A 21200-nucleotide genomic window follows, 5' to 3' on the forward strand; every position below is an offset into this window, starting at 1 on the left:
TATTCTGGATATTGTGCTTAGATTATAGAGTGATTTCCAATACTTCGAAAGACAGTTTGTTTCCGTTTGGCAATGTAATATCTGCCGTTTCGCCTATTACTTTTCCAAGTAATCCTTTTGCAATAGGTGTATTCACAGAAATTCTTCCTGTTTTAAGGTCGCTTTCATTATCCGGTACTAATGTAAACACCTGTTCCTGATTGGTTGCATTGTTTTTAAGTTTTACAGTAGTAAGGATTGAAACCTTTGAAGTATCTAATTGACTTTCATCTATGATCTTGGAAGTTGCGATAATATCTTTAAGCTTGGAAATTCTCATTTCAAGCATCCCTTGAGCCTCTTTAGCTGCATCATATTCAGCATTTTCAGATAAATCTCCTTTATCTCTTGCTTCTGCGATTTGCTGGGTAATTTTTGGTCTTTCCACAGTTTCTAACTGTTCCAGCTCAGCTTTCATTTTCTCTTGTCCCTCCTTTGTTACATAGCTTGCCATAATTTTCAAAATTTAGGTTTGGTATAAAAAAATAATCCGACATTTGCCGGACAATGTTTTACGTGTTATAATCGTTTAACTTTTACAAATATATAAAAATTTAAATTGAAATGAAAAAAACTTTTTCAATCCTGTCTATTTTAACTTTACTGATTTTCAGCATTTTAACTATAAACTCTTGCGGAAGTAGAGAAGATACTGTCAGCTGTTTCCCGAACAATCCAGTTAATGTAACCTTAAATCTGAATTTACCTGCTTATAACAACCTCAACTATGATGGAGGCTGGATTTATGTGAATGAACAACAGTCTAGCACAAGAGGTCTGATTGTGGTCCGTGTAGGAGATACTTTCAAAGCATATGACCGGAATGCCCCTCATATTTGTCCTGATGCTAATACCACTCTTGAGGTAAAAGATAATATCAGTATTCTGTGTCCCAAAGACAATACCCGCTGGATCCTGAGAACAGGCCAGCCGGAATCAGGAGCTGCAACTTCCCTGCCTCCTAAAACATATCCTTACAATTATGATCCATCCACCAAAACTTTAAATATTTATTACTAGAAAATGAAGGTTGTTATACAAAGGGTTTCTGAGGCACATATAAAGGTAGACGGAAAGGTTGTCGGGGAAATTAAGAAAGGATTGATGCTGCTCACCGGGATTGATGAAAATGATGAAAAAGCAGATGCGGAGTGGCTTGTCCAGAAGATCTTAAATTTAAGGATTTTCGGTGATGAAGATGACAAACTTAATCTTTCTGTGAAGGATATTTCGGGAGAAATTCTGTGCATCAGCCAGTTTACATTAATTGCAGATTATAAAAAAGGCAACCGTCCTTCTTTCATTAAAGCAGCCAAGCCGGATAAAGCAATTCCTCTTTTTGATTATTTCAAAGAGGAACTGGCCAAATCAGGATTAAAAACTGAGAGTGGAATTTTCGGTGCAGATATGAAGGTTTCTCTGATCAATGATGGACCTGTAACGATTGTTATGGATTCTATCACGAAAAGCTAAAACAACAAATCATATAAAACTAAACCTTACAATTCATGTTTCCGAATCTTAAATTAACATCAGGTCTTGTCTTAACTGTTAGTATTAATTTTATCAGCTATGCCCAAACCCGTGAAGAACTTTTAAAGTCAAAACTCGATTCTGCATTCTCCCAATTGTTTAAAGCAGACGAGCCAGGTGGTGCTATTCTGATCCAGCAGGGAAATAAGGTATTGTATGAAAATTCTTTTGGGTTGGCAGACCTAAAGACAGGTGAAAAGTTTACCAGTAAAACGGTTTCCAATCTCGGCTCTATCTCCAAGACTTTTGTATCGTATGGGATTTTGATGCTTCAGGAGAAACACAGGCTTTCAACGGATGATAATCTGCTGAAATTTTTTCCGAATTTTAAAAATAAAGAACTGGCCTCTAAAATTAAACTCCGGCATCTGCTCACCCATACTTCGGGACTTCCTGATCTTAGAAACGTGGATAAGGATAGTATTTTTTATCTTACGGCAAAAGATGAAGAGAATTTCAGGCCTTTACAGTCTGCGGATTCACTGGAATTTGAGCCGGGAACAAAATTCAATTATTCAAATCCTGCTTATAATGGTCTGGCTATGGTGATTGAGAAAACAAGTGGGATGAAATGGCAACATTTTATCAATCAAAATATTTTTAAGCCAGCCGGTATGAAAGCCAGCCGTATTACAGATGGCAGCTTTCCTGATAAAAATGTAGCTCATGGCTATATCCTGAAAGATAAAGTTTACCGGGAATATGATTATGGGGAATGCCCTACTTTTACTGCTGCCGGAAACGGAGGGGTCTGGAGCTCTATTGATGACCTGAAAAAATACATTGCTGCGATTAATGAGTGCAGGTTTACTAACTGCTCCGTTATTAAAGCTTCAAAAACAGTATACAGTCCATCTGACTGGAATGGTAAAAAACCAGCCTATCATACCGGAACCTGGTTTGTACATACAGGCTTCTATGCCGATACAAAAACAGAAGAAAACGTAAGCGTCATAGAACATGCCGGTGATCAGGGTGGCTTTAAGTCGCATCTCCTCATGATTCCCGAAAGCAATATTTCTATTATCTGGCTCACCAATAATAATCAATTCATTACCGGCCCTATCCGGAGAACGCTTCTGCAACTGAAGTATATTAATTAAAATTTCATTATTTTTCTTTTAATTTGAATAAAATGAACGGAGAAAAAGATTTGGCAAAGCTTTTAAAAAGTATGAAGCCCAAGCAGAATCCCGGTGATTATGTTTTTTGTACGCTGAAAAATATAGAGAATTTTGACTTGATGAATGTTGAAATGTTCTTTAGAGAAGACGAAGGATTTACCATTATTATAAAAAAGGAGATTGCAGACAGGCTACATCTCGAATATTCTGTCATTATGTCGTGGATAACACTGACTGTACATTCTTCTCTGGAAGCAGTAGGACTAACGGCTGCTTTTTCAAAGGCTCTCTCTGAAAATAACATAAGCTGTAATGTAGTAGCCGCTTATTATCATGATCATATTTTCATCAATAAAAAAGACACCGAAAAAGCCATTGAAGTGCTAACAAAATTGTCAGAATAAATCTGATGTATATGAAATACAATTAGCCAACAAAAAAAGGCTGTTTTTTCAGACAACCTCTTATTTTACTTGCACAAAAAATTACTGCGCAGGAACGCTATTGAAATTAAGTGCTATTTTAAGTGTCATATCTGAACTTGTCTGGTTTTTCAGCTCGTACACTGTTCTTACTGTAAGGCCTGTGCTTTTTACTACCTCATCCAGATAACCTGTATCATTAAGGTCCAGATTTAAGCTGGAAGAATCTGTTGTAATATTGGAACGTGAAGCAATAAGCTTTTCACCTGTTCCATTGGACGAAACATACACTTTTACGGATTTAAGCGCACTCAGGTTTCCGCCTGAAGGAGAAGCTACAGAGATTTTAGCATCGGAGATTCTTACATCTTTGATTTTCGCATTATTATTTCCTCCAAACCAAGTCTGTACATTGGTGGCGGTAGCCGTAGAGGACACTTCTTTGTCGGCAGGCACTCCCGTAGAAACCAAAACAGTGGCTGTATAAGGGAATGTATTCTGAACCAGTGACTGTACAGTTCCACAACTTACTGCTATTGCTGAAACTGCCGCTGTCATTAAAAATATATTTTTCATAATTTTAAACTTTAGTATTAATATTGAGTTTGCAGAAATTATACCAAAATGGTCAATCTTACTCAACACTTACATTAAAACCTCCTTTCGTATTTCCAGAAGCCATATTACTTTTGCCTATGATTAGCCATACTTCGCCTTTGCCTTTGGTTTCATAGGTGATTTCTCTTCCGAATGGCCCGTCATAATCTCCGTTTGGGAGCTTAATCTGGTTGAATCTTATATTAAAGTCTTTTTCATTGGTCGAAATTGTTGCTTTAATAGTAGGTTTGTCATAATGGGTCAGTTTTAAAACCAGTTCCTGACCATCTTTTGTAAATTCTTCCCCCAATGTGAAAGGGAGCTGCGATGCATCTGCTGTTCTTATAATCTGCCCCTCTTTTTCGCTTCTCATCACGCCTTTACGCAGTACTTCTTTGGTGACAGGAGCATTGTTAATGATTGAATCTTTCTTTCTAAGGGCTGCAGAATCTTTTTTCTCTGTAGAGTCCGGCATTTCTGTGACTATAGCAGAGTCCCTGCCCGGGATTTCTGTTACAGCAGGTTCTTTTTTACATGAAATAATAATCAATGGAATTAACAATAAGGATTTTTTCATAATAATTAATCTTTTAATGTTTCAAAGTAAAGGATCTTTGAAAGGAAAGGTTTGGATTTTTCTTGTTTGGCTTTTTCCAGTACTTTCTTTTTAAGCTGCAGATCATTTTTTTCTTCTGCATATTTCAACAGTCCTCTTTCACTGAAGTTAATTTGTTCAAAGTGATAGTTTACTGCAAAATCTTTACGCTTCATATTCTGGGAGGTAATAATTCCACCCCAGTTCACATAACTGCATGCTAAAATTGTTCCATAAAAATACCAGATCATTGTATTGAACAGGAACGCATTTCTTTTTTTCTTCTGAATTTTAATGAAGGTAAGAGCCAGCCCGATGAGTGCTAACAGGAGAAAAGCAAACACGCCGAGTCTTTTGTAGGTAAACCCATAACTGATTATATATTCATAGTTTTTCAATGCTGCAGAAAATACAAGAATAGCATTCAGGATGATCCAGATCCTGGCCAGAAGCTTCATCAGCTTAGCTTTAGGATCAAAATTAAAGCCTGATTTAAAATAGAACATGATCACCAATACGGCCATAATGATAGACATGATCACAGCATTCACTCTTTCATGGGTCTCTTCTGAAAGCTGAACGGGAGTTTTTGAAATTTCATAAAACTGCTCATAATTGTAAGTAATAATAAAAAATACGAGTAAAATATTCAGGCAAAAGAAGGAAATGACGCCACTGGTTCTCTCTGCATCCAGATCAAGAAAGGAATACGTTGATTTCTGTATCTTATAATTATCCGGAAAGTTATCATCCAGCAGAGAATTCTTTTTGTATATCAACCTTTCTACTGCATAGTTCCAGTAATTGAAAGCAATAAAAAAGCCCAAAACTGAAAGAACCAGTACCTGCCATATATTAATATCCAGCTCGTAATCTCTGAAGACAGCCGCAAAATGGTCACTACCCACAGAATATATCCCGAAAAATATAGAGATAAACAATAGAGGAATAAGGATGAACGCTAAGGTTTTCTGCCATACACCTGAAATATTCTTTTTCGGCAGCCATGAATCAAAGCTGAAAAACCGGAAAAGAGCAGTAAAGCTGTTGATGATAAATACAGGAATGAGGAAAAGTATTTTCAGCTTTCTGTTTTTTGAGCGATAGCCTAATAACAGAAGGGAACTTACAACCGCCAACAGGGATGGAAAGTCTCTGAACCATGCAAAAGCAAAACTTGACAAAATACTTGTAACGAAAAGTATCAGAAAGGTTCTGGTCCTGTTTCTTTCAGGAGTTTTATACCAGGTCAGCAATGCATAAATGATACCCAGAATACCGAGATTCAGTCCCATGTCCTGATCATAGAAGACAATGACAAACAAAGCGGCTGTAAGAAATATATAATGATGTGTTTTCATGATGGAAAAGATTTGATAATTTAAAGATTCAAGAATTGAAAAATTTACAATTCGAAATTAAAGAGGATGCAGATATAGAGAATGGTGACGGGAATATTGACCAGTAGGAGCAGTACAGAATTTCCGGAGGATTTTCTATCAGGAATATTGGTCAGGAATTCTAAAAACTCATACAACAGAATAAAGATATTGACCACTGCTGCAATGATCACGAAATAGAATCCGGATATTACCAGAAAATCTGCACCCGTTATCAGATAAGATACCAGTAATAAAGTTCCTGATAAAAAAGAGATCAGAAAAGTATTTCTGCCTAGCGTACTGAATTTCAATTTATTCATGATCGATCTTTAAAATAATACCGGCGTTTCCTTCTGTTGAATATAATCCTTCAGATGGTCGAAATTCTGCCACAGCAGGCTTTCAAAATCCCAGTGATAAAATGGTCTCATGCTCTGCCCTTTTCTGTATGCTTTCATATATAGTTTCATGTATTCCGGAAGAATAAATGTTCCCAATACAACGGCTGCAAGGAGATGGGCATTGAGCTTACCGTTTCCCAGAAGCAGATATTGCATGGCGATCTCGTCTTCAAATTGGGTTCCGCATCCGGTGATCAGATGGTGTACATCATGGTTTTCCATTTTGGGAATCATTGAAAACCCATGTTTTTTATAGAATTCTCCCAGTTTTCTTCCGAGAGAATCTTCCTGAAATTTCAGCAGCTGTTCTTCGTTGAACTGCCATTGTCTTTTTTTCTTTTTAAAATATTTTCTGTAAAGTTTCTGGGTTTTATCATAGACAAAAAGCAGAAATTGAACACGTACTTTTTTCATAATGTATTATTTAAATATTAACTTAATTCCTATTAAAGCATAAAGGTATGCTAAGGGAATATTGATGAGAAGAAGACCAATAGCTTTGAGACAAGCTTTAAGTTTAGATTGGTGGCAATTCCATAAATCAATAATCCAATCACAAAGAGTAGGTTTACAATAGTTCCCCAAGTTAGGAGCATATAACCACAGGCTACAAAACCATCATTTTTTGTTATTAAATAGCCGAAAAGACAAATATTTCCTAGCAGAAAGCATAATCCGAAAATATATTTCCCGATGTTTATTATTTGATGATCTTTCATCTATATCGTATTTTAAGCTTGAGTTAAAGTAAAGACGGTAATTTCTGGACGTACCATAAATCTTATCTGGAAAGAATGGCCAATAGCTCGGTTGATGTACAGCATCCTTCCATCCTGGAGATCTATTTCCCCTGATATATACTTTTTATTTTCAACAGGAAGTACCGGCGTGACAACGCCCGGAATTCTGCATTGTCCTCCATGAGTATGGCCACTTAGTATCCAACCCTGATATCCGTTCCATATATCTCTGTCGCAGGCATCCGGATTATGGCAGAGTATAATATTGGCTTTTGCGGGATCGTAATCATTCATCACTTCCTCCGGATGGAAATTAGGCGACCACAGATCTTCAAATCCTATAAAATTCAGTTCGTGGCTTTCTTCACTGCTATTTTTAAGCATACTGATTCCAAAATCCCTGAGAATTTGACAGATATTTTCTGAGCAGATAATATCATCCCAATTCTTACCGTAGTCATGGTTTCCCAATATTCCGAAGGTTGCCTGCTTTCCGTAGACAGCATTCTTCATTACTTTTTTCAGATCTTCCTGCTCTTCTGCAGTTCCATGATTCACAAAATCTCCGGTGTAGACGACAAAATCCGGATTAAACTTTTGTGCTTTTTGAAAAGATTCGATCAGGAAATTCCAGTCGAAACGGTCTCCGACATGCAGGTCTGATATCTGCATCAGTATTTTTCCTTCCAAAGATTCGGGCAGATTCTTTATAGGTAAATTTTTCTGAACAAATTCTACCCAGAAAGGTTCTACCTGCCACGAATACAGAAAAGGGAACGCTCCCACTGCTGAAAGCTGAAAAAGCCGCTTGAGAAAATGCTTTCTTGTCATCGCTTTAGATTCTGTACAATTAATTTCCGGCGAAAGGAGTTCCGAAAATGCCTACTGCCAATTCTGCCCAGACAAGCAACAGCAGTATAAGAACGGCCCCGCCTAAAAGAATTTTATACGTTTTATTTTTAACGATACGCTGAATCAAATCGATGATAAAAGCCGTTCCAAAAAGCAAAACAGCACCGATTACAAAATCTCCCGGTGACCAGTCGAATTCTTCAGAGAACATATTCCCCAATAATGGAATGCATAATAAAACCGCTGGTGTAGCATAAATAAGAATTGTTTTTTGTTTTTGTGTCATCATTTTTTTAATTTTAAATATATAAAGTACTTTGTATTTCAAAGTTAATTTTCAAAAAAATATAGGATTTTACCTTCCTAATAATTTTTCAAGAGCATCCAGGTGTTCGTTAAAAGCTTGTCTTCCGTTCTGTGTAACACGATAAGAAGTTTTGGGCTTTTTGCCTACGAACTCTTTTTTCACTTCGATATATCCAGCTTTCTCCAAAGCATTGCTGTGGCTGGCAAGATTACCATCTGTAATTTCTAAAAGCCCCTTCATTTCTGAAAAATCAACCCAGTCGTTGACCATAAGAACGGACATTATCCCCAGTCTTACACGGCTTTCGAATTCTTTATTGAGTTGATTTATCTTTATCATAATAAGTCGCTAACTGCAGTTTTAGAGAAGCTGTTCCCACAAAAGCTGCAAATTTAATCTTTATTTATATTTTTTATGCATGATCAGGCCATACACAATATGTAAAATCCCAAAACCGATGGCCCAAAATACAAGCCCCCATCCTAAGAAGAAAAGAGAGATCAATCCCAGAACAATTTGACAATAGCCTAAATATTTAATATCCGTCAAAGTATATCTTTCTGCACTGACCAGAGCAATTCCATAAAATATCAAGGTAGCCGGCGCTATCCAAACAAATAGATGATGAAAAAGAAGTGCAAGACAGAAAATCCCACCCGTCACCAAAGGAACGGCAAAGGTTAACAGCAAACGTTTGGTTGTACTGTCCCAGATTTTTAGGCCTTTCTTTTTGCTTTTATTGGCTGTGAAAATATATCCGCTGAGTACAGCTGTCAATAAAATCACAATTCCTACGATTACAAGTTCCCGGACCAATGCCGGGCTAAAGAAATTTCTGTCGCCATCTAAGTAATCAATTCCTTCTCTTTGGAAAATAAAATAAACGTATCCTGCACCAATCAGTGCAGCCAAACCGGCAAAAACTCCGGACAGTCCGCTCAATGAAATAAATCTGGAAGACCGCTCCATCATGGAACGGATATGTGACAAGTCTTCGTGATAATTTTTCGAATCCATAAAAAGAACTTTGAATTACAAAGTTATAATTTATTTTTAATCTGCCAATTATTTTTTTACATTTTAATGATAATTTTTTCTCAGCAAATTCAATACAATTATTAACTTTAAGAAAATAGAATTGAATTAGAATCTTCAAAAGTTTTATGAACATACAAATAACCTGCTATGACCGAAATTTTGATAGACTATTCTCAAATACAATTACAGGAAAATATTTCCTTGAGTGATGCAGAGATCAAAAAAATTGAAGAAAATCAAAAAAAGCTTGCTAAATTAATACCAACAATACTGGCTTTTTGTACACTCTTTACTATGGCAATCCCTATTTTCTGTATAGAAAATTTCAGCAAATTCAAATACTATGATTATATCTTGTTTGCCGCCGGAGGATTGGCTCTGTTTGGTTTCGCTTATCTGATTTCTTTCTTAGTAACCGGCTATGACAGACGAAATTGGAAAAAAGATAAAATCCATGGAAAAAATAAATTGACAAGCATTATTATTAACCGCGACAAAACAGAGTATGGCGAATACTTAACTTTTGCCGGGAAATCAAAAAATGATAAAATAAGACTTGAAGTTGACCCAGAAGTTTATGCGCGGTATCAGAAAGGAACAAAAGTAGAAGTTACGTATTTAAAATACGGTAAAAAACTTCTTTCTATTTGGGAGTTGTGAATGATTATAAAAAAACCGCTAAAATGATTAGCGGTTTTAATATTATGTTAAGCAAAAAATTATTTTACTCTCAATTTCTCTTTAATAGATTCAATGCTTTTCTTTGCAGAATCTTCAAGAATAAGACTGGCACTCATATGAATTCTGGCAGGCATCAGCTCATTGAAATGATCCGTACCTTCCCAGGATACTTTCTTAATTAATGCTAATGCTTCACTGCTCCTCGAAGCTAAAGTCTGTAAAAATTTTTCCAGCTTGCTATCCATTTCTTCAATATTTTCAGAAACGGAATGATAAACATTGTGCTGCTCTGCCCATTCTGCGGATCTGAAATCTGCATCAATAGCCATTGCAGAGAACTGTGATTTTCCGATTTTTCTTTCTACGTAAGGCCCGATCACGAAAGGCCCGATTCCCAGATTAATTTCTGTAAGCGCTAAAGCTGAATCTTTAGTCGCAAAACAGTAATCTGCCCCACAAGCTATTCCTACTCCTCCACCGGTTGTTTTTCCCTGAACTCTTACTACCACTATTTTTCCGCAGTTTCTCATCGCATTCAGAACTTTTGCAAATCCACCGAAAAATTTCGTAGAGGCCTGCAGCTCTTCAATAGCTAAAAGCTCATCGAAGCTTGCTCCTGCGCAGAATGCTTTTTCACCATCACTTTTTACTAAAATAGCTTTTACTTCTTCTTTAGCACCCTCATCCAGAATGCTTTGGGCCAGCTTTTCTAAAATAGTTCCCGGAAGCGAGTTGCTTTTTGGGGTTCCAAAGGTAATTTCGGCGATACTGTTTTTAATTTCTGATACTACGAATTCGTTCATTTTTATTTTAATTGGATTGTTACAAAAATACTAATTACAGCTTAAACATTCCCATATATTATATCTGTTCTTTTTAGTCCCATAAATTCTCTGTGAAAAGGAAATGCAGAGATCCATTACGTAAAAATACGGACTCCCTAATTTGGTATTTTCTACTCTAGTAATGCCTTCTTATATATTGTTCCTTTGACTAATATAAACTAACAACCACAGGCGAAATCCGAAAAGCCAAAAAAGAGTAGGAAATTTTAACAACTGAAAAACTATTATCATGGAAGAGTACATTGGAATTGTAAAATTATTTGCAGGCAATTTTGCCCCTAGAGGCTGGTTGTTCTGTGATGGAAGCTTATTAAGAATTTCAACCAATTCTGCATTATTTTCAATTTTGGGAACTACTTACGGCGGTGACGGAGTCACTACTTTCGCCCTTCCCAACCTAAAAGGAAGAATGGCCATAGGAGCAGGGAATGCAAACTCTAATGAATATTATCCTCTGGGAGTCGTTGCTGGAACTACACTAAATACAATTATGGTACAGAACCTTCCAAGTATAGGTGCAGGGTTTCAACTGAAGGTAGCTAATGCCAATGCAACCGTGCCTGCTCCATCGGCTAACACCTCTATTGCCATTACAGGAAACCAGGTAGGAAGAGATTTTACGGCGATTCCAAGCTTTGTACAGGCTGATCCTGATACTACTCTTAATGCAAGATCTATCTCCTACATTGGACAGAATCTTCCGATGAATAATATGCCGCCTTATTTAGGGCTTAATTATATCATTTGTGTAGAGGGAATTTATCCTCCACGTGACTAAAAAACAACCTATTTAAAACCTAAATCATGAAAAGATCTATTTTTTTAACCATCTGTAGTCTGTTCATCTCTTTATTTTCTTTTGGACAGACCAGTACGGAGCAATTTGAAACGGAATCACACGGAAGTCCGAGTTTTACTGATAACGGAGTAATATTCAATGTTATCTCTCATGTAGGAACTTTTGATATTCAGGCTAACTACCCGGGTACTGGCTGGAATGGAACATCTGTTGACAACAGATATATTGACAACTCCAACGATGCTGCATCACCACCGTCTTTCAGCATTAAAACCACATCTAATCTGTTTAAGGTAAACCGGTTCTGGATGTATCTGTCTGCTCTTAATCTGGATCTGAGTGTATCCGGTACCCTTACCATTACGGGAAAGCTAAGCGGTATCACGAAGTTTACACAGACAAAAACGACCGGTTTTACAACATCACTGGGCTCCACTAATGGATATACTCTTATTGACATGACCAATCTGAATGGTCAGAATTATTCGAACATAATCATTGATGAGCTACGGATTACATTAGGCGGGAATTTCAGATATGCAGGACTGGATGCTTTCACATGGGTAAAAGACACGGGTATTGTACTGGCAACGAATGAAGCTGCTTCTTCACAAAAAGGTATGCGTATTTATCCTAATCCTACCAGCGGACCTTTTTCGATTACAACGGAAGATAATGTCCAAGCTAAAATTTACAGCCAAGATGGTAAACTGCTGAAAAACCTGGAAATGAAAAAAGGAGCAAATCAGACAGATATCTCGGAACTTCCGAATGGCGTTTATATCCTCAAAACTTCATCCGGATCTTCAAAGATCATCAAAAAATAAATTCCACAAGTGGTTTATACTGCGAAAAAAGATTCTAATACATAAATGAAAAATTCCCTGAATGATCAGGGAATTTTTATTTTTTCAATGCTAAAATATATTTGTCAATATACAGTTGTTTTTCTTTTGTTTTATACTGTTGAATATATCTGGGATGTTCAAGAACAGTCATCTTTTCAAATAACTGGGCCTCTTTATTCAATGCTGAAATAAATTCTGAATTCTTTTTTCCTAGCACAAAAACTTCGGAGGTGTCCACGCTCAGACTGATATGCTTCTTCAGAGAATCGATCATAAAATCTTTTACCGCTTCAAAGAGCTTTTTATCATCATAATAATTCGCATTCAGCCAGCCGGTTTTTGCTTTTCTTACAATAGCCAGCGGAAAAGGCGAATTGATATAAACATCTTTGTAGAATTCATCTGCCCCACCATATTCAGCAATCATATCATACATGAAAACCGAGGAAACTTCATGGGTGTGAGCCGATTGCATATTAATTCCACAGACAGTTTCCAGTCTTTTGGTATCAGTAAACGGAACACCTGTGACTCCTGCTCCATGTCGGCTGGGATTGATCCCGATCATGAATTTCCTTGGGCTGATATCATTGTAGTATTTGTGATAAAATTCCTCCATGACGGTCATCGTTTCAGGATTGTCCAGATACGGATTCATAGCCTCAAAGCCTTCAGGAAGGTTTCCTGAAAACAGAAGGTTTTTATTGAATTCTATGACTTTATCGGCGAACGTTTTATTCATTCTCTTCGTCTTCATCATCAGATAGTGCCAGTTCTATATCGATAAACTGGATATACAATCCGCAGATCTCTCCTTTTTCATCATACGCGAAATAGACAGGATATCCTCCGTCTCCGAAACCGCTTGCAAACATTGGAATATGATATTCTGTATTGGGAATTCTCCAATTGATCCAGTCTCCCAGTTCTCTCTGGTTTTGTGGATGTTCCTGGTAACTCTGTGCAAACTGTTCTGCAAAATAATCATCATAAACGTTTTCCACATTCACTTCAGTAAGAAACTTATCAAAATAAGGAAGTACCTCCGCATCTGTAATGCAACCCAATCCGGCATCTACCATGAATCCGAAATAATCACCTTCATTTAAATCTTCAAGATTTTCAATCCCGATAAGCGCTTCTCTGTAAAGGACAGGTTTTTCTTTGGTGAATTCCACTTTCACAGCAGCATAACGATCACCCCATTCCTCTGACTTTACCACCGCAATTTTCACAGGAAAATCTCCTTTGGGAGCCTGTACGAAATAGGGCTTTTCTCCCGCGTTCAAAAATACCAAAGGATCCCGTACGATCACTTTTCCGGATGGCAGGGAAACATTACCAATCTCCATCACCTCCATTTTTTGCTCCCGAATTTCATCCGAGGTAAAATAGGTTTCCAAATCTACAGGACAGATAAGAATATCTTTTACCTCTTCCCATTTTTGCATCCAGCTTTCGTTCATTGTTTTATTTTTTGTGATCTTAATTTAAAGTAAAAATACTTGTTTATTTATTCCCGTCAAATTCATCTTCATCTTTCAGCCCTTTTATGAAAGTTTCAAAGTCTTTGGCCAGAAATATCTTTTTATAATCATCTTCCTGATCAATGTGAACCACTTCAGGTTCGCCATCTTTTCCGCAATTGGAATAATCCAGCAAGACCATATCATGCCCAGCTGAAGGACAGTCGCAGATATAGATACCGATTGCCGGATACCCCCACTCATCGATCATGAATTGACTTCCGAGTTCTCCGCAAATGGAATAGGTTTTCTCTCTTCCGATTCCCATAATTCCGGTAATCGCAATATGATCATCCGCCCAGGAATTCTCTTCTGACGTAGGAAAGCAGGATTTTTCGACCAACCCGCCGTTCTGCAGTCTCATCAGTTCGATATAAGAAGCAGGGAGTTTGTAGCCAAGCTCTTCTTCTACGGAAGCAATGAGCTCATCATCCGGAAACGGTTCTATATAATCTCTTACGGAATAGCTGCTTTCATTCCAGAAATCCGTAAAATCAAAGTCTTTGAAAAATTGTAGTTCCATATCTTGTTTTAAATAAATGAAATTTCTGATTTTATTGTAAAAGTAACTATCATTTTTAATAAAATCTTTTTCTGAACTAAGATTTTTCATGGATTTAAAACTCGAAATCAAGATCAACAACCTTTTTATGTGATTGTATAAAATTTTCTCTGTTATCAAATAATTCAATAACCTCATCCCTTTTTAATAAAGTTTTTGAATTACTTAAAATGGATTGATAAGAGGAAAAATTATAATCTGAAAACTCATGAACTATCGAATGATTTTGCGGATTTTGATGAATATAAATCACTGCATTAATTAAATATTTATCTGATGTAATCAATTTTCTTTTAAATGGAGATTCAATAAGAGCACCATGTCTCTTATTTTCTTTATTAAAAGCCTGGGAATAAGAATTGAAAACTCTGGCAAATTGTTTTGAGAAAATATTCTGAGGAGAATGAAGGCCTATTTCAGTAGCCTTAATAGCCTTGTCAAGGTTCAGAACCTTGACAAGGCTATCTAATTCAAAATCAGATTTTATCTTAACTAAAAGATGAAAATGATTAGGCATCAGACAATAAGCATACACATCACAAACAGGAACAAGAAATTCAGACATTTTATTGAGAAAGAATAAATAATTCCGATCTGATTTAAAAATATTTTCTCCATTAATTCCACGATTATAAATATGGTAAAAACGATCTGCTTCAATTGGAGTAGTTCTAACATCTGTCATCATATTTGTGTTTTTAGTTTAACCTTATAAAGATTAAAAATATCTTTAAGTTTTAATTTTTTTTAATCCGCTTATTTCCTAACCCTTGTCAGGGTTTTCAACCTTGACAAGGGTAATTAAAATTCCCTTTCAGTAAAACCAAAAGGGACTATCAATTTATATTTTATTTTAAGAATCAGCACATATATAACATGCTCTTGGAATATCCGGCCATCTTCCAGGGAGACAACAACTTCCCGGAGGGCAAGAATTAGGCAAACAAGCCCAGTTTGGACCGGCACCTTTAACAGATCTCAATTGGTTTCTTGAAAGTTTTTTTAAATTTTTCATAGCAATTAGTTTTTAATGTTTTTCTCCTACTCTATATGCTTTTCGGATTTCGCCTATTAAAGTTACTAATTTTAATATAAACTTTATTTTAATCGGATGACTTATTAACCCTTGGCAAGGACCATTAAAAAATCCCTTTCAGTAAAAACCAAAAAGGATTATAAATTTATATTATATTTTGAATCAAATCAATCCAAACTGCTCAAAGTGGTGCGTAAAATGCTTTTTGTGCATCAGCTCCCACATTTCTTTATTCAGTTTTCCGAACACGAAGTTCATATGCTCAGCCTGTGGATTTTCTCTGTAATAGACTGTAAATCTCTGTAAGTTATCCAGGAAAGACTGCTTGGCAGCATCCAGATTTTTATGCTTTAATTCCAGTAAGGTTTCATCTTCAGCCAGGAATGGAGCAGGGAAATCTTTCGGCATTTTTCTATGGTTATAAAGAGAGTCCTGCCATTTTTCCAATTGCTCTTCCGGTGTAAAGCATTTGTCGGCTTCCGGTTCGCCTAAACTTACCAGAACTCCATGTTCCAAGTGTTCGATCATTTGCTGAGGAGACATTTCACCCCAGTTTGAGGATGTCGTTTCTGTTAAACCACCCAATATCTTCTGAACATTTTTCACATTCAGATCGATGAAAGGAGATTGTTTTGCCACCAATGTTAAGATGGTCGCTACACAAACGATCTCATCTCTCTGGTTAACAACTTCCACCAGCCATTTTACAACGCCGGAAGGAATGTTTCTTCCTTTTACGCCTCTGTTTATTTTTTCTTTTGCCGTTAAATAGACTGTGATAGTATCCCCAGCGTAAACAGGTTTAAAGAATGAACAGTTTTCCAATCCGTAGTTTGCGATAACCGGACCTTTTTTCCCTGAAACGAACAGTCCTGCTGCTGCAGAAAGGATGAAATATCCATGGGCTACTGTTTTATCGAAAATAGTTCCGGTTAAGCTTGTAGCATCGGTATGGGCATAGAAATGATCCCAAGAAACGTTGGAAAAATTAACGATATCTGCATCAGTAACCGTTCTTCCGGCCGTTTCCAATGAATCTCCTACCTCAACTTCTTCGAAATATTTCTGGAAAGGATGCTTGTCTGAGAATTTTTTCTCTGCACCCTGCTGATATACTTTTGTAATCGCCTTCAATACATCCGGAGAACCCTGAATCGCTGTTTTCTGAAGGAAGAAATGAAGACCGTTCAGTCCGCCCATTTCCTCGCCTCCACCAGCTCTACCAGGACCACCGTGCATCAGTGTAGGCAGCGGTGAACCGTGACCTGTACTTTCTTTGGCATTATCTCTGTTCAAAACAAAAATTCTACCGTGCTGGGAAGCCATTTTCCATGAAGTTTCTGCGATAAAGGTTTCGTCGTGGGAAATAATAGATCCTACCAAGCTGCCTTTTCCTCTTTTAGCAAGAGCCGCTGCCTCTTCGGCATCTTTGTAAGGCATTAACGTAGAAACCGGCCCGAACGCTTCTACATCGTGAGAGATGTTCTTCTCGAAAGGCTTATCGTTTAAGAACAGTTTCGGGCTCATGAATGCACCGTTATCATAGTCTGCATCTACAAGTTCATGTTTTCCGTCGTAAACTAATTCTGTTTCTGATTTTAGAATATTTACTTTTCTAACGACCTCATCGTACTGCTGTTTTCCTACCAGTGACCCCATTCTGGTTTCTCTGCTCAACGGATTCCCGATTTTCGTTTGATCTAAAGCTTTAGATAAGGCATTCTGAACATCTCCGATCAGGTGTTCAGGAACAATAATTCTTCTGATTGCCGTACATTTCTGACCTGCTTTTGTGGTCATTTCATTACGTACTTCTTTGATGAAGAGATCAAATTCAGGAGTTCCCGGTTTTGCATCCAGACCTAAAATCGAACAGTTCAGAGAATCTGCTTCCATATTGAAACGCACTGCATTTCCTGCGATAGAAGGCATTGATTTCAGTTTCCTTCCTGTATGGGCAGAACCTGTAAACAATACTGAATCTCCATCCTGAACATAATCCAGAATATTTCCCGGTTCACCACAAACCAATTGAAGCGCACCTTTCGGAAGTACTCCACTTTCGATCATATCCTGGAAAACAGCATTCGTCAGGTAAGAACCGTAAGGAGATGGTTTTACAATAGAAGGAACACCTGCCAACAGAGATGTTGATAATTTTTCCAACATTCCCCAAACCGGAAAGTTATAAGCATTGATCTGTATAGAAACTCCTTCGCTTGGTGTCAGAATGTGAGTTCCCAGAAAAGTTCCATTCGCGGAGATTTTCTGAGTTTCTCCATCCACCCAGAACGGAGTGTTGGGAAGCATTCTTTTTGCCAACCCGGAATAGGTAAAGAAAGTACCGAAACCTCCTTCTATATCTACCCATGAATCTGCGTGGGTAGCTCCGGTTTTATATGATAATTCGTAATATTTTTTCTTTCTTTCCAAAAGATAAAGAGCCACTTTTTTCAGCATCTCTCCTCTGTCATAAAACGTCATGGAAGAAAGGTTTTTGTAGCCTACTGTTCTTCCGTAGTCGAGAGCCTGCTCAAAATTAAGCCCTTCTGTATCTGAAACAGCAACCTGCTCGCCTGTAACGGCATTGTATAAAGGAACTCCGTTTCCGGAACCTTCTACCCATTCTCCGTAGATGTAATTTTTCAGTTTTTCCATATTATTTTAACTTTTTACCTGACTTTTATTTTTTAATAATGAGTTGTACTATTTTCCTTCCTCCCATAAACAACAACAGCAGAATAAGAGAAAAATCCAGAATCAGGAATGCATCCGCAAACAAAGTATATAAAAAATCCTTCTGTTTCAGCTTTCTGATCACCTGTTCTGATTCTACATGTTCCAGCGCATCGGAAATACCCATTGATTCCCATAACAGATAGAATCCCGCATAATTGATTCCGATAAGGGCAATCAACAGGAAAATCCAATATTTCTTTAGACGATCTGTCATTTATTTCTTTTTCTGAAGAAGTTCCAAGGCTTCTTTCAATGTATATTTTTTGTATTCGAAGCCTCCTGCATCTTTAGCGTAATCTTCGATGGTCCTGCCAAATCCTGAATTCTTTCTCAGTTCGTTGACATGCTCCGGGTCTTTTATCGGCCACACAAATGACAGAGTTTCTGTTTTCCCTTTTTTTGTTGAAAAAACTGAACGGATCTGCGTTCCATAAATCTGCTCTTTATTTTCGTACATGAGCTTTCTGTCCAGCATCATGGCATAGAGTCTGAACGGCAGTTCTTTTTCATCGGCCGCTTTTTTGATCAGAGGAAGGTACTTCTCAATTTTAGGGGAATGCTGGATCACATACCATACGGCATAATTCTCAGGTTCACCCACCATAGATTTTCCGGGATAGCCATATTTTTCAATGATCTTTTCAACTTTAACCAGATTCTTCTGATCCTGATCATCCATTAATTTGATAAGCCCCGTACTCACGTCTTCTGTAGAGAGGTTTTTCTCTTTTATGATTTCTGCCTTTCTTTCGGGTGTAATGTTGGGCTGTGTCAGCTCACGGTAGATCTGATCGTCTTTATAGATCTGCGCAAGCTCTTTTTTGAGCTCAAGGTTGAGTGGTTTTTCTTCAGTTTTCTTATCACCTCCAAACTTTAACACTTCATCCAAAGTATAATTTTTAAAAACAAAACTCTTTCCATAGAGACGCTTGGCATAACGTTCCACCGTATCTTCAAAACCGGCTTCTTTTCTGAGTTTGTTTACGTTTTTAACATCTTTAATAGGCCAGATAATAGGCTCGCTTTCTTTCTCTCCATCATAAGAAGAAAATCCCTGAGTTCCATAGATCTGTTCTTTCCCATCATCCATTAATTGTCTGTCCAGCATCATGGCATACAACCTAAACGGAATTTCTTTATGATCAGCAGCCGTTTTAATAATTGGCATATATTGATTAATTTTTGGAGAATGCTGAATAACCAACCATGTGGTTTCGTTTTCCGGCTCTCCTACCAGAGATTTTCCGGGATAGCCATATTCTGCAATAATTTTTTCAACTTTTTCAAGATTAATCTTATCCTGCTCATCCATCAGTGACCATAATCTATCCGTAATATCTTCCTTACTGATATTTTTTTCTTTCATGACCTTTTCCTTTTGCTCCTGGGAAACGTCAGACTCCATCAGCTCACGGTAGATCTGATCATCTTTTTGAATCGTGGCCAATTCATTTTTAAGCTTTACATTAATTTTCTGATCCTGCTTTTTCTGAGCATTGATCAAAACTGAAAAGAAAATGGCGAAAAATAAATATCTCATGATTCGTGTTTTGATGGTTTACTTTTTGGGCTCTTTATATGGGAATAATTTTACCAGACCTTCATACAAACTTCTGTGAAGAATGGTAGCATGATTGTCTGTTTCCATCATTTTATATTCAACAGTCCAGTTCTTTTTACCTGCCTGCTTCAATACATCATAAAGAGATCCTGCATCTTTTACCATTACAGGATGTTCGTCTTTTCCTACAGAAACGTAAATAAATTTTTTCGTATCCGGGCTTTTGGAAAGCCATTGAGGAGCCTGTTTCAATAAACTCTGATCATCCCACCACAAACTTGGGCTGATGATAAAATAATTATTGAACATTTCCGGCTTTTTGAAAAGGATTTCTGTAGCAAGAAGCCCACCCAGTGACTGTCCGAATACATATTTCTCTGTTGTTTTATACTGCTTTCCTATGTAAGGAAGTAGTTCTTTATCCAGAAAATCAATAAACTTATCTGAATGTCCTGTTGTAGGATAATCCTGCTGTAAATCTTTCATATCTGTATGAAAGGTAAAATCTTTCTTTCTGTCGATATTAGCGATTCCTACCACGATAGTTTCCGGCATGGCATACATTTGATTAAAGAACTGTACTAATCCTGAAACATGGATAAAGTCTTCATTCATTGAGCCATCCAGCAGATAGATCACCGGGTATGATTTTGTTTTATCAAAACCTTGCGGCAGATAAATGTTTAAAGTTCTGTCTTCATTTAAAATCTTAGATTTAAATGTTCTGACCTCTCCGATAGTCAACGGTTTTACTTTTTCATTCTGGGCTAAAACCATGAATTGAAAAGCAAACAGCATACTACAGGCAATGAGCATCTTTTTGATCATATTCGTTTTCATTATATCATAAAACCTTATAATTTTGAATAAGGTTTAAAAGTTTATTTTAAATCCGCCCAGATACTGTAATCCACAGTTTTGGTAGCGGTCTGTTCTACATATTCTGAGAACGGTTCACATGGCAGAATAGCTTCTTTTCCTTCTCTAGCCAGCTGTTGGTACAGCTTAGTTCCTTCTGTTTTCCAGTGGATCATTTCATCGGAAACATCACGGATGATTTTCGCAGGACTTCCTACGATCAGTTTTCTTGGTCCGCAGGTGAAATTAGCCGGAACAAAAGCCAATGCTCCAATGATGCATTCATCACCGATAACAGCTTTATCCATCACGACGGAATTCATTCCTACCAGGCAGTTTTTACCGATATGTCCGGAATGAATAATAGCTCCGTGTCCGATATGCGCTGATTCCTCAAGAATGGTTTCAATATTCGGGAACACATGCAGGGTACAATTTTCCTGAACATTGGCTCCGTCTTTAATGATAATTTTCCCCCAGTCGCCGCGGATCACCGCATTGGGTCCGATATATACTTCTTCACCGATTTCCACATTCCCAATGATGACCGCCTGCGGATGAATATAGGCAGAGGGCTTGATAATGGGACGGATACCGTGGTATGAGTAGATGTTCATAATTTTTTTATTAAAAAATTAATTTAACAATGTATCAATCTAGCAGTTTACCAATTGAAATGCTTCAACAGACTCAGCATGGCAGGAATTGTTACATT

Annotated in this window: 28 protein-coding genes; 7 read left to right on the forward strand and 21 right to left on the reverse strand. The window is 37.2% G+C overall.

Going from position 1 to position 21200, the window contains the following annotated elements:
* Positions 1-22: 22 nt before the first annotated feature.
* Entirely contained in the window at positions 23-493 is a 471-nt protein-coding gene (gene greA / locus V6R96_RS00115; protein ID WP_111957373.1) for a transcription elongation factor GreA, read from the reverse strand.
* A 110-nt stretch (positions 494-603) separates the two neighbouring features.
* Here greA and V6R96_RS00120 point away from each other — a divergent pair, with 110 nt between their 5' ends.
* From V6R96_RS00120 to V6R96_RS00135, 4 genes are read left to right on the forward strand one after another with little or no spacing between them, the layout of a single operon-like run.
* Entirely contained in the window at positions 604-1059 is a 456-nt protein-coding gene (locus tag V6R96_RS00120; protein WP_111957371.1) for a hypothetical protein, read from the forward strand.
* A gap of 3 nt (positions 1060-1062) precedes the next feature.
* Complete coding sequence (dtd, locus tag V6R96_RS00125; protein WP_336377638.1) at positions 1063-1512, forward strand: D-aminoacyl-tRNA deacylase; 450 nt, start codon at positions 1063-1065, stop codon at positions 1510-1512.
* Positions 1513-1547: 35 nt separating this feature from the next.
* Positions 1548-2675, forward strand: a complete 1128-nt coding sequence (locus V6R96_RS00130) for a serine hydrolase domain-containing protein (RefSeq protein WP_336377639.1) — start codon at positions 1548-1550, stop codon at positions 2673-2675.
* A 32-nt stretch (positions 2676-2707) separates the two neighbouring features.
* The gene (locus V6R96_RS00135; protein WP_111957365.1) at positions 2708-3100 is read left to right on the forward strand and encodes an ACT domain-containing protein; all 393 of its coding nucleotides are present in this window, start codon (positions 2708-2710) and stop codon (positions 3098-3100) included.
* Between the two features lie 81 nt (positions 3101-3181).
* On the opposite strand, the gene V6R96_RS00140 is transcribed toward V6R96_RS00135, so the two are convergent.
* The 9 genes from V6R96_RS00140 to V6R96_RS00180 all read right to left on the reverse strand — a co-directional run bounded on the left by V6R96_RS00140 (position 3182) and on the right by V6R96_RS00180 (position 9009).
* A complete protein-coding gene (locus V6R96_RS00140; RefSeq protein ID WP_111957363.1) occupies positions 3182-3694 on the reverse strand; it encodes a hypothetical protein in 513 nt (170 codons plus the stop codon).
* Positions 3695-3752: 58 nt separating this feature from the next.
* Entirely contained in the window at positions 3753-4292 is a 540-nt protein-coding gene (locus tag V6R96_RS00145; protein WP_336377640.1) for a hypothetical protein, read from the reverse strand.
* A gap of 5 nt (positions 4293-4297) precedes the next feature.
* Entirely contained in the window at positions 4298-5671 is a 1374-nt protein-coding gene (locus V6R96_RS00150; protein ID WP_336377641.1) for a DUF4153 domain-containing protein, read from the reverse strand.
* A 44-nt stretch (positions 5672-5715) separates the two neighbouring features.
* A complete protein-coding gene (locus tag V6R96_RS00155) occupies positions 5716-6012 on the reverse strand; it encodes a hypothetical protein (protein ID WP_336377642.1) in 297 nt (98 codons plus the stop codon).
* A gap of 9 nt (positions 6013-6021) precedes the next feature.
* Positions 6022-6507: a Coq4 family protein gene (locus V6R96_RS00160; RefSeq protein WP_111957355.1), complete on the reverse strand. Its 486-nt coding sequence runs from the start codon at positions 6505-6507 to the stop codon at positions 6022-6024.
* A gap of 317 nt (positions 6508-6824) precedes the next feature.
* Positions 6825-7664, reverse strand: coding sequence for a metallophosphoesterase (locus V6R96_RS00165; protein WP_336377643.1), 840 nt, complete (start codon positions 7662-7664; stop codon positions 6825-6827).
* A gap of 19 nt (positions 7665-7683) precedes the next feature.
* Positions 7684-7974, reverse strand: a complete 291-nt coding sequence (locus V6R96_RS00170) for a hypothetical protein (RefSeq protein WP_336377644.1) — start codon at positions 7972-7974, stop codon at positions 7684-7686.
* A 66-nt stretch (positions 7975-8040) separates the two neighbouring features.
* Positions 8041-8331, reverse strand: coding sequence for a transcriptional regulator (locus V6R96_RS00175; RefSeq protein WP_223558318.1), 291 nt, complete (start codon positions 8329-8331; stop codon positions 8041-8043).
* Between the two features lie 60 nt (positions 8332-8391).
* Entirely contained in the window at positions 8392-9009 is a 618-nt protein-coding gene (locus tag V6R96_RS00180) for a hypothetical protein (RefSeq protein ID WP_336377645.1), read from the reverse strand.
* 168 nt (positions 9010-9177) lie between these two features.
* On the opposite strand from V6R96_RS00180, the gene V6R96_RS00185 reads away from it, so the two are divergent.
* Positions 9178-9690, forward strand: a complete 513-nt coding sequence (locus tag V6R96_RS00185) for a hypothetical protein (protein ID WP_336377646.1) — start codon at positions 9178-9180, stop codon at positions 9688-9690.
* Between the two features lie 59 nt (positions 9691-9749).
* Here V6R96_RS00185 and V6R96_RS00190 read toward each other — a convergent pair whose 3' ends face one another.
* Complete coding sequence (locus V6R96_RS00190; protein ID WP_336377647.1) at positions 9750-10514, reverse strand: enoyl-CoA hydratase/isomerase family protein; 765 nt, start codon at positions 10512-10514, stop codon at positions 9750-9752.
* A 271-nt stretch (positions 10515-10785) separates the two neighbouring features.
* Between V6R96_RS00190 and V6R96_RS00195 the strand changes: the two genes are divergently transcribed.
* Positions 10786-11334, forward strand: coding sequence for a phage tail protein (locus tag V6R96_RS00195; protein WP_111957337.1), 549 nt, complete (start codon positions 10786-10788; stop codon positions 11332-11334).
* Positions 11335-11360: 26 nt separating this feature from the next.
* Positions 11361-12182 (forward strand): T9SS type A sorting domain-containing protein, encoded by an 822-nt coding sequence (locus V6R96_RS00200; protein ID WP_336377648.1) that lies wholly within the window; start codon positions 11361-11363, stop codon positions 12180-12182.
* 76 nt (positions 12183-12258) lie between these two features.
* Here V6R96_RS00200 and V6R96_RS00205 read toward each other — a convergent pair whose 3' ends face one another.
* From V6R96_RS00205 to V6R96_RS00245, 10 genes are all read right to left on the reverse strand, one after another.
* Positions 12259-12945: an SMUG2 DNA glycosylase family protein gene (locus V6R96_RS00205; RefSeq protein WP_336377649.1), complete on the reverse strand. Its 687-nt coding sequence runs from the start codon at positions 12943-12945 to the stop codon at positions 12259-12261.
* The gene (locus V6R96_RS00210; protein ID WP_336377650.1) at positions 12938-13669 is read right to left on the reverse strand and encodes a DUF4241 domain-containing protein; all 732 of its coding nucleotides are present in this window, start codon (positions 13667-13669) and stop codon (positions 12938-12940) included. Before V6R96_RS00210 ends, V6R96_RS00205 begins: the two co-directional genes overlap by 8 nt.
* A gap of 43 nt (positions 13670-13712) precedes the next feature.
* Complete coding sequence (locus tag V6R96_RS00215; protein ID WP_336377651.1) at positions 13713-14252, reverse strand: SMI1/KNR4 family protein; 540 nt, start codon at positions 14250-14252, stop codon at positions 13713-13715.
* Positions 14253-14346: 94 nt separating this feature from the next.
* Positions 14347-14979, reverse strand: coding sequence for a transposase (locus tag V6R96_RS00220; protein ID WP_336377652.1), 633 nt, complete (start codon positions 14977-14979; stop codon positions 14347-14349).
* A gap of 165 nt (positions 14980-15144) precedes the next feature.
* Positions 15145-15306 carry a bacteriocin-like protein gene (locus V6R96_RS20720; RefSeq protein ID WP_157967948.1) on the reverse strand — a complete coding sequence of 54 codons (162 nt, stop codon included), beginning with the start codon at positions 15304-15306 and terminating at the stop codon, positions 15145-15147.
* A gap of 183 nt (positions 15307-15489) precedes the next feature.
* Positions 15490-17985, reverse strand: coding sequence for a phenylacetic acid degradation bifunctional protein PaaZ (gene paaZ, locus V6R96_RS00225; RefSeq protein ID WP_336377653.1), 2496 nt, complete (start codon positions 17983-17985; stop codon positions 15490-15492).
* Positions 17986-18010: 25 nt separating this feature from the next.
* Complete coding sequence (locus tag V6R96_RS00230) at positions 18011-18280, reverse strand: hypothetical protein (RefSeq protein WP_336377654.1); 270 nt, start codon at positions 18278-18280, stop codon at positions 18011-18013.
* Positions 18281-19606, reverse strand: a complete 1326-nt coding sequence (locus V6R96_RS00235) for a DUF6624 domain-containing protein (RefSeq protein ID WP_336377655.1) — start codon at positions 19604-19606, stop codon at positions 18281-18283. It lies immediately after the preceding gene.
* Between the two features lie 18 nt (positions 19607-19624).
* Positions 19625-20467, reverse strand: coding sequence for an alpha/beta hydrolase-fold protein (locus V6R96_RS00240; RefSeq protein WP_336377656.1), 843 nt, complete (start codon positions 20465-20467; stop codon positions 19625-19627).
* Between the two features lie 41 nt (positions 20468-20508).
* Complete coding sequence (locus tag V6R96_RS00245; RefSeq protein WP_034725774.1) at positions 20509-21102, reverse strand: transferase hexapeptide repeat family protein; 594 nt, start codon at positions 21100-21102, stop codon at positions 20509-20511.
* Between the last annotated feature and the right edge of the window lie 98 nt (positions 21103-21200).

Source organism: Chryseobacterium sp. CCNWLW53, from assembly GCF_037083525.1.
GTDB classification, from domain to species: Bacteria; Bacteroidota; Bacteroidia; order Flavobacteriales; family Weeksellaceae; genus Chryseobacterium; species Chryseobacterium lathyri.

Coding starts and splice junctions, on each gene's coding strand:
- greA (WP_111957373.1), bottom strand. CDS start 493: ATGGCAAGCTATGTAACAAAGGAGGGACAAGAGAAAATGAAAGCTGAG.
- V6R96_RS00120 (WP_111957371.1), top strand. CDS start 604: ATGAAAAAAACTTTTTCAATCCTGTCTATTTTAACTTTACTGATTTTC.
- dtd (WP_336377638.1), top strand. CDS start 1,063: ATGAAGGTTGTTATACAAAGGGTTTCTGAGGCACATATAAAGGTAGAC.
- V6R96_RS00130 (WP_336377639.1), top strand. CDS start 1,548: ATGTTTCCGAATCTTAAATTAACATCAGGTCTTGTCTTAACTGTTAGT.
- V6R96_RS00135 (WP_111957365.1), top strand. CDS start 2,708: ATGAACGGAGAAAAAGATTTGGCAAAGCTTTTAAAAAGTATGAAGCCC.
- V6R96_RS00140 (WP_111957363.1), bottom strand. CDS start 3,694: ATGAAAAATATATTTTTAATGACAGCGGCAGTTTCAGCAATAGCAGTA.
- V6R96_RS00145 (WP_336377640.1), bottom strand. CDS start 4,292: ATGAAAAAATCCTTATTGTTAATTCCATTGATTATTATTTCATGTAAA.
- V6R96_RS00150 (WP_336377641.1), bottom strand. CDS start 5,671: ATGAAAACACATCATTATATATTTCTTACAGCCGCTTTGTTTGTCATT.
- V6R96_RS00155 (WP_336377642.1), bottom strand. CDS start 6,012: ATGAATAAATTGAAATTCAGTACGCTAGGCAGAAATACTTTTCTGATC.
- V6R96_RS00160 (WP_111957355.1), bottom strand. CDS start 6,507: ATGAAAAAAGTACGTGTTCAATTTCTGCTTTTTGTCTATGATAAAACC.
- V6R96_RS00165 (WP_336377643.1), bottom strand. CDS start 7,664: ATGACAAGAAAGCATTTTCTCAAGCGGCTTTTTCAGCTTTCAGCAGTG.
- V6R96_RS00170 (WP_336377644.1), bottom strand. CDS start 7,974: ATGATGACACAAAAACAAAAAACAATTCTTATTTATGCTACACCAGCG.
- V6R96_RS00175 (WP_223558318.1), bottom strand. CDS start 8,331: ATGATAAAGATAAATCAACTCAATAAAGAATTCGAAAGCCGTGTAAGA.
- V6R96_RS00180 (WP_336377645.1), bottom strand. CDS start 9,009: ATGGATTCGAAAAATTATCACGAAGACTTGTCACATATCCGTTCCATG.
- V6R96_RS00185 (WP_336377646.1), top strand. CDS start 9,178: ATGACCGAAATTTTGATAGACTATTCTCAAATACAATTACAGGAAAAT.
- V6R96_RS00190 (WP_336377647.1), bottom strand. CDS start 10,514: ATGAACGAATTCGTAGTATCAGAAATTAAAAACAGTATCGCCGAAATT.
- V6R96_RS00195 (WP_111957337.1), top strand. CDS start 10,786: ATGGAAGAGTACATTGGAATTGTAAAATTATTTGCAGGCAATTTTGCC.
- V6R96_RS00200 (WP_336377648.1), top strand. CDS start 11,361: ATGAAAAGATCTATTTTTTTAACCATCTGTAGTCTGTTCATCTCTTTA.
- V6R96_RS00205 (WP_336377649.1), bottom strand. CDS start 12,945: ATGAATAAAACGTTCGCCGATAAAGTCATAGAATTCAATAAAAACCTT.
- V6R96_RS00210 (WP_336377650.1), bottom strand. CDS start 13,669: ATGAACGAAAGCTGGATGCAAAAATGGGAAGAGGTAAAAGATATTCTT.
- V6R96_RS00215 (WP_336377651.1), bottom strand. CDS start 14,252: ATGGAACTACAATTTTTCAAAGACTTTGATTTTACGGATTTCTGGAAT.
- V6R96_RS00220 (WP_336377652.1), bottom strand. CDS start 14,979: ATGATGACAGATGTTAGAACTACTCCAATTGAAGCAGATCGTTTTTAC.
- V6R96_RS20720 (WP_157967948.1), bottom strand. CDS start 15,306: ATGAAAAATTTAAAAAAACTTTCAAGAAACCAATTGAGATCTGTTAAA.
- paaZ (WP_336377653.1), bottom strand. CDS start 17,985: ATGGAAAAACTGAAAAATTACATCTACGGAGAATGGGTAGAAGGTTCC.
- V6R96_RS00230 (WP_336377654.1), bottom strand. CDS start 18,280: ATGACAGATCGTCTAAAGAAATATTGGATTTTCCTGTTGATTGCCCTT.
- V6R96_RS00235 (WP_336377655.1), bottom strand. CDS start 19,606: ATGAGATATTTATTTTTCGCCATTTTCTTTTCAGTTTTGATCAATGCT.
- V6R96_RS00240 (WP_336377656.1), bottom strand. CDS start 20,467: ATGAAAACGAATATGATCAAAAAGATGCTCATTGCCTGTAGTATGCTG.
- V6R96_RS00245 (WP_034725774.1), bottom strand. CDS start 21,102: ATGAACATCTACTCATACCACGGTATCCGTCCCATTATCAAGCCCTCT.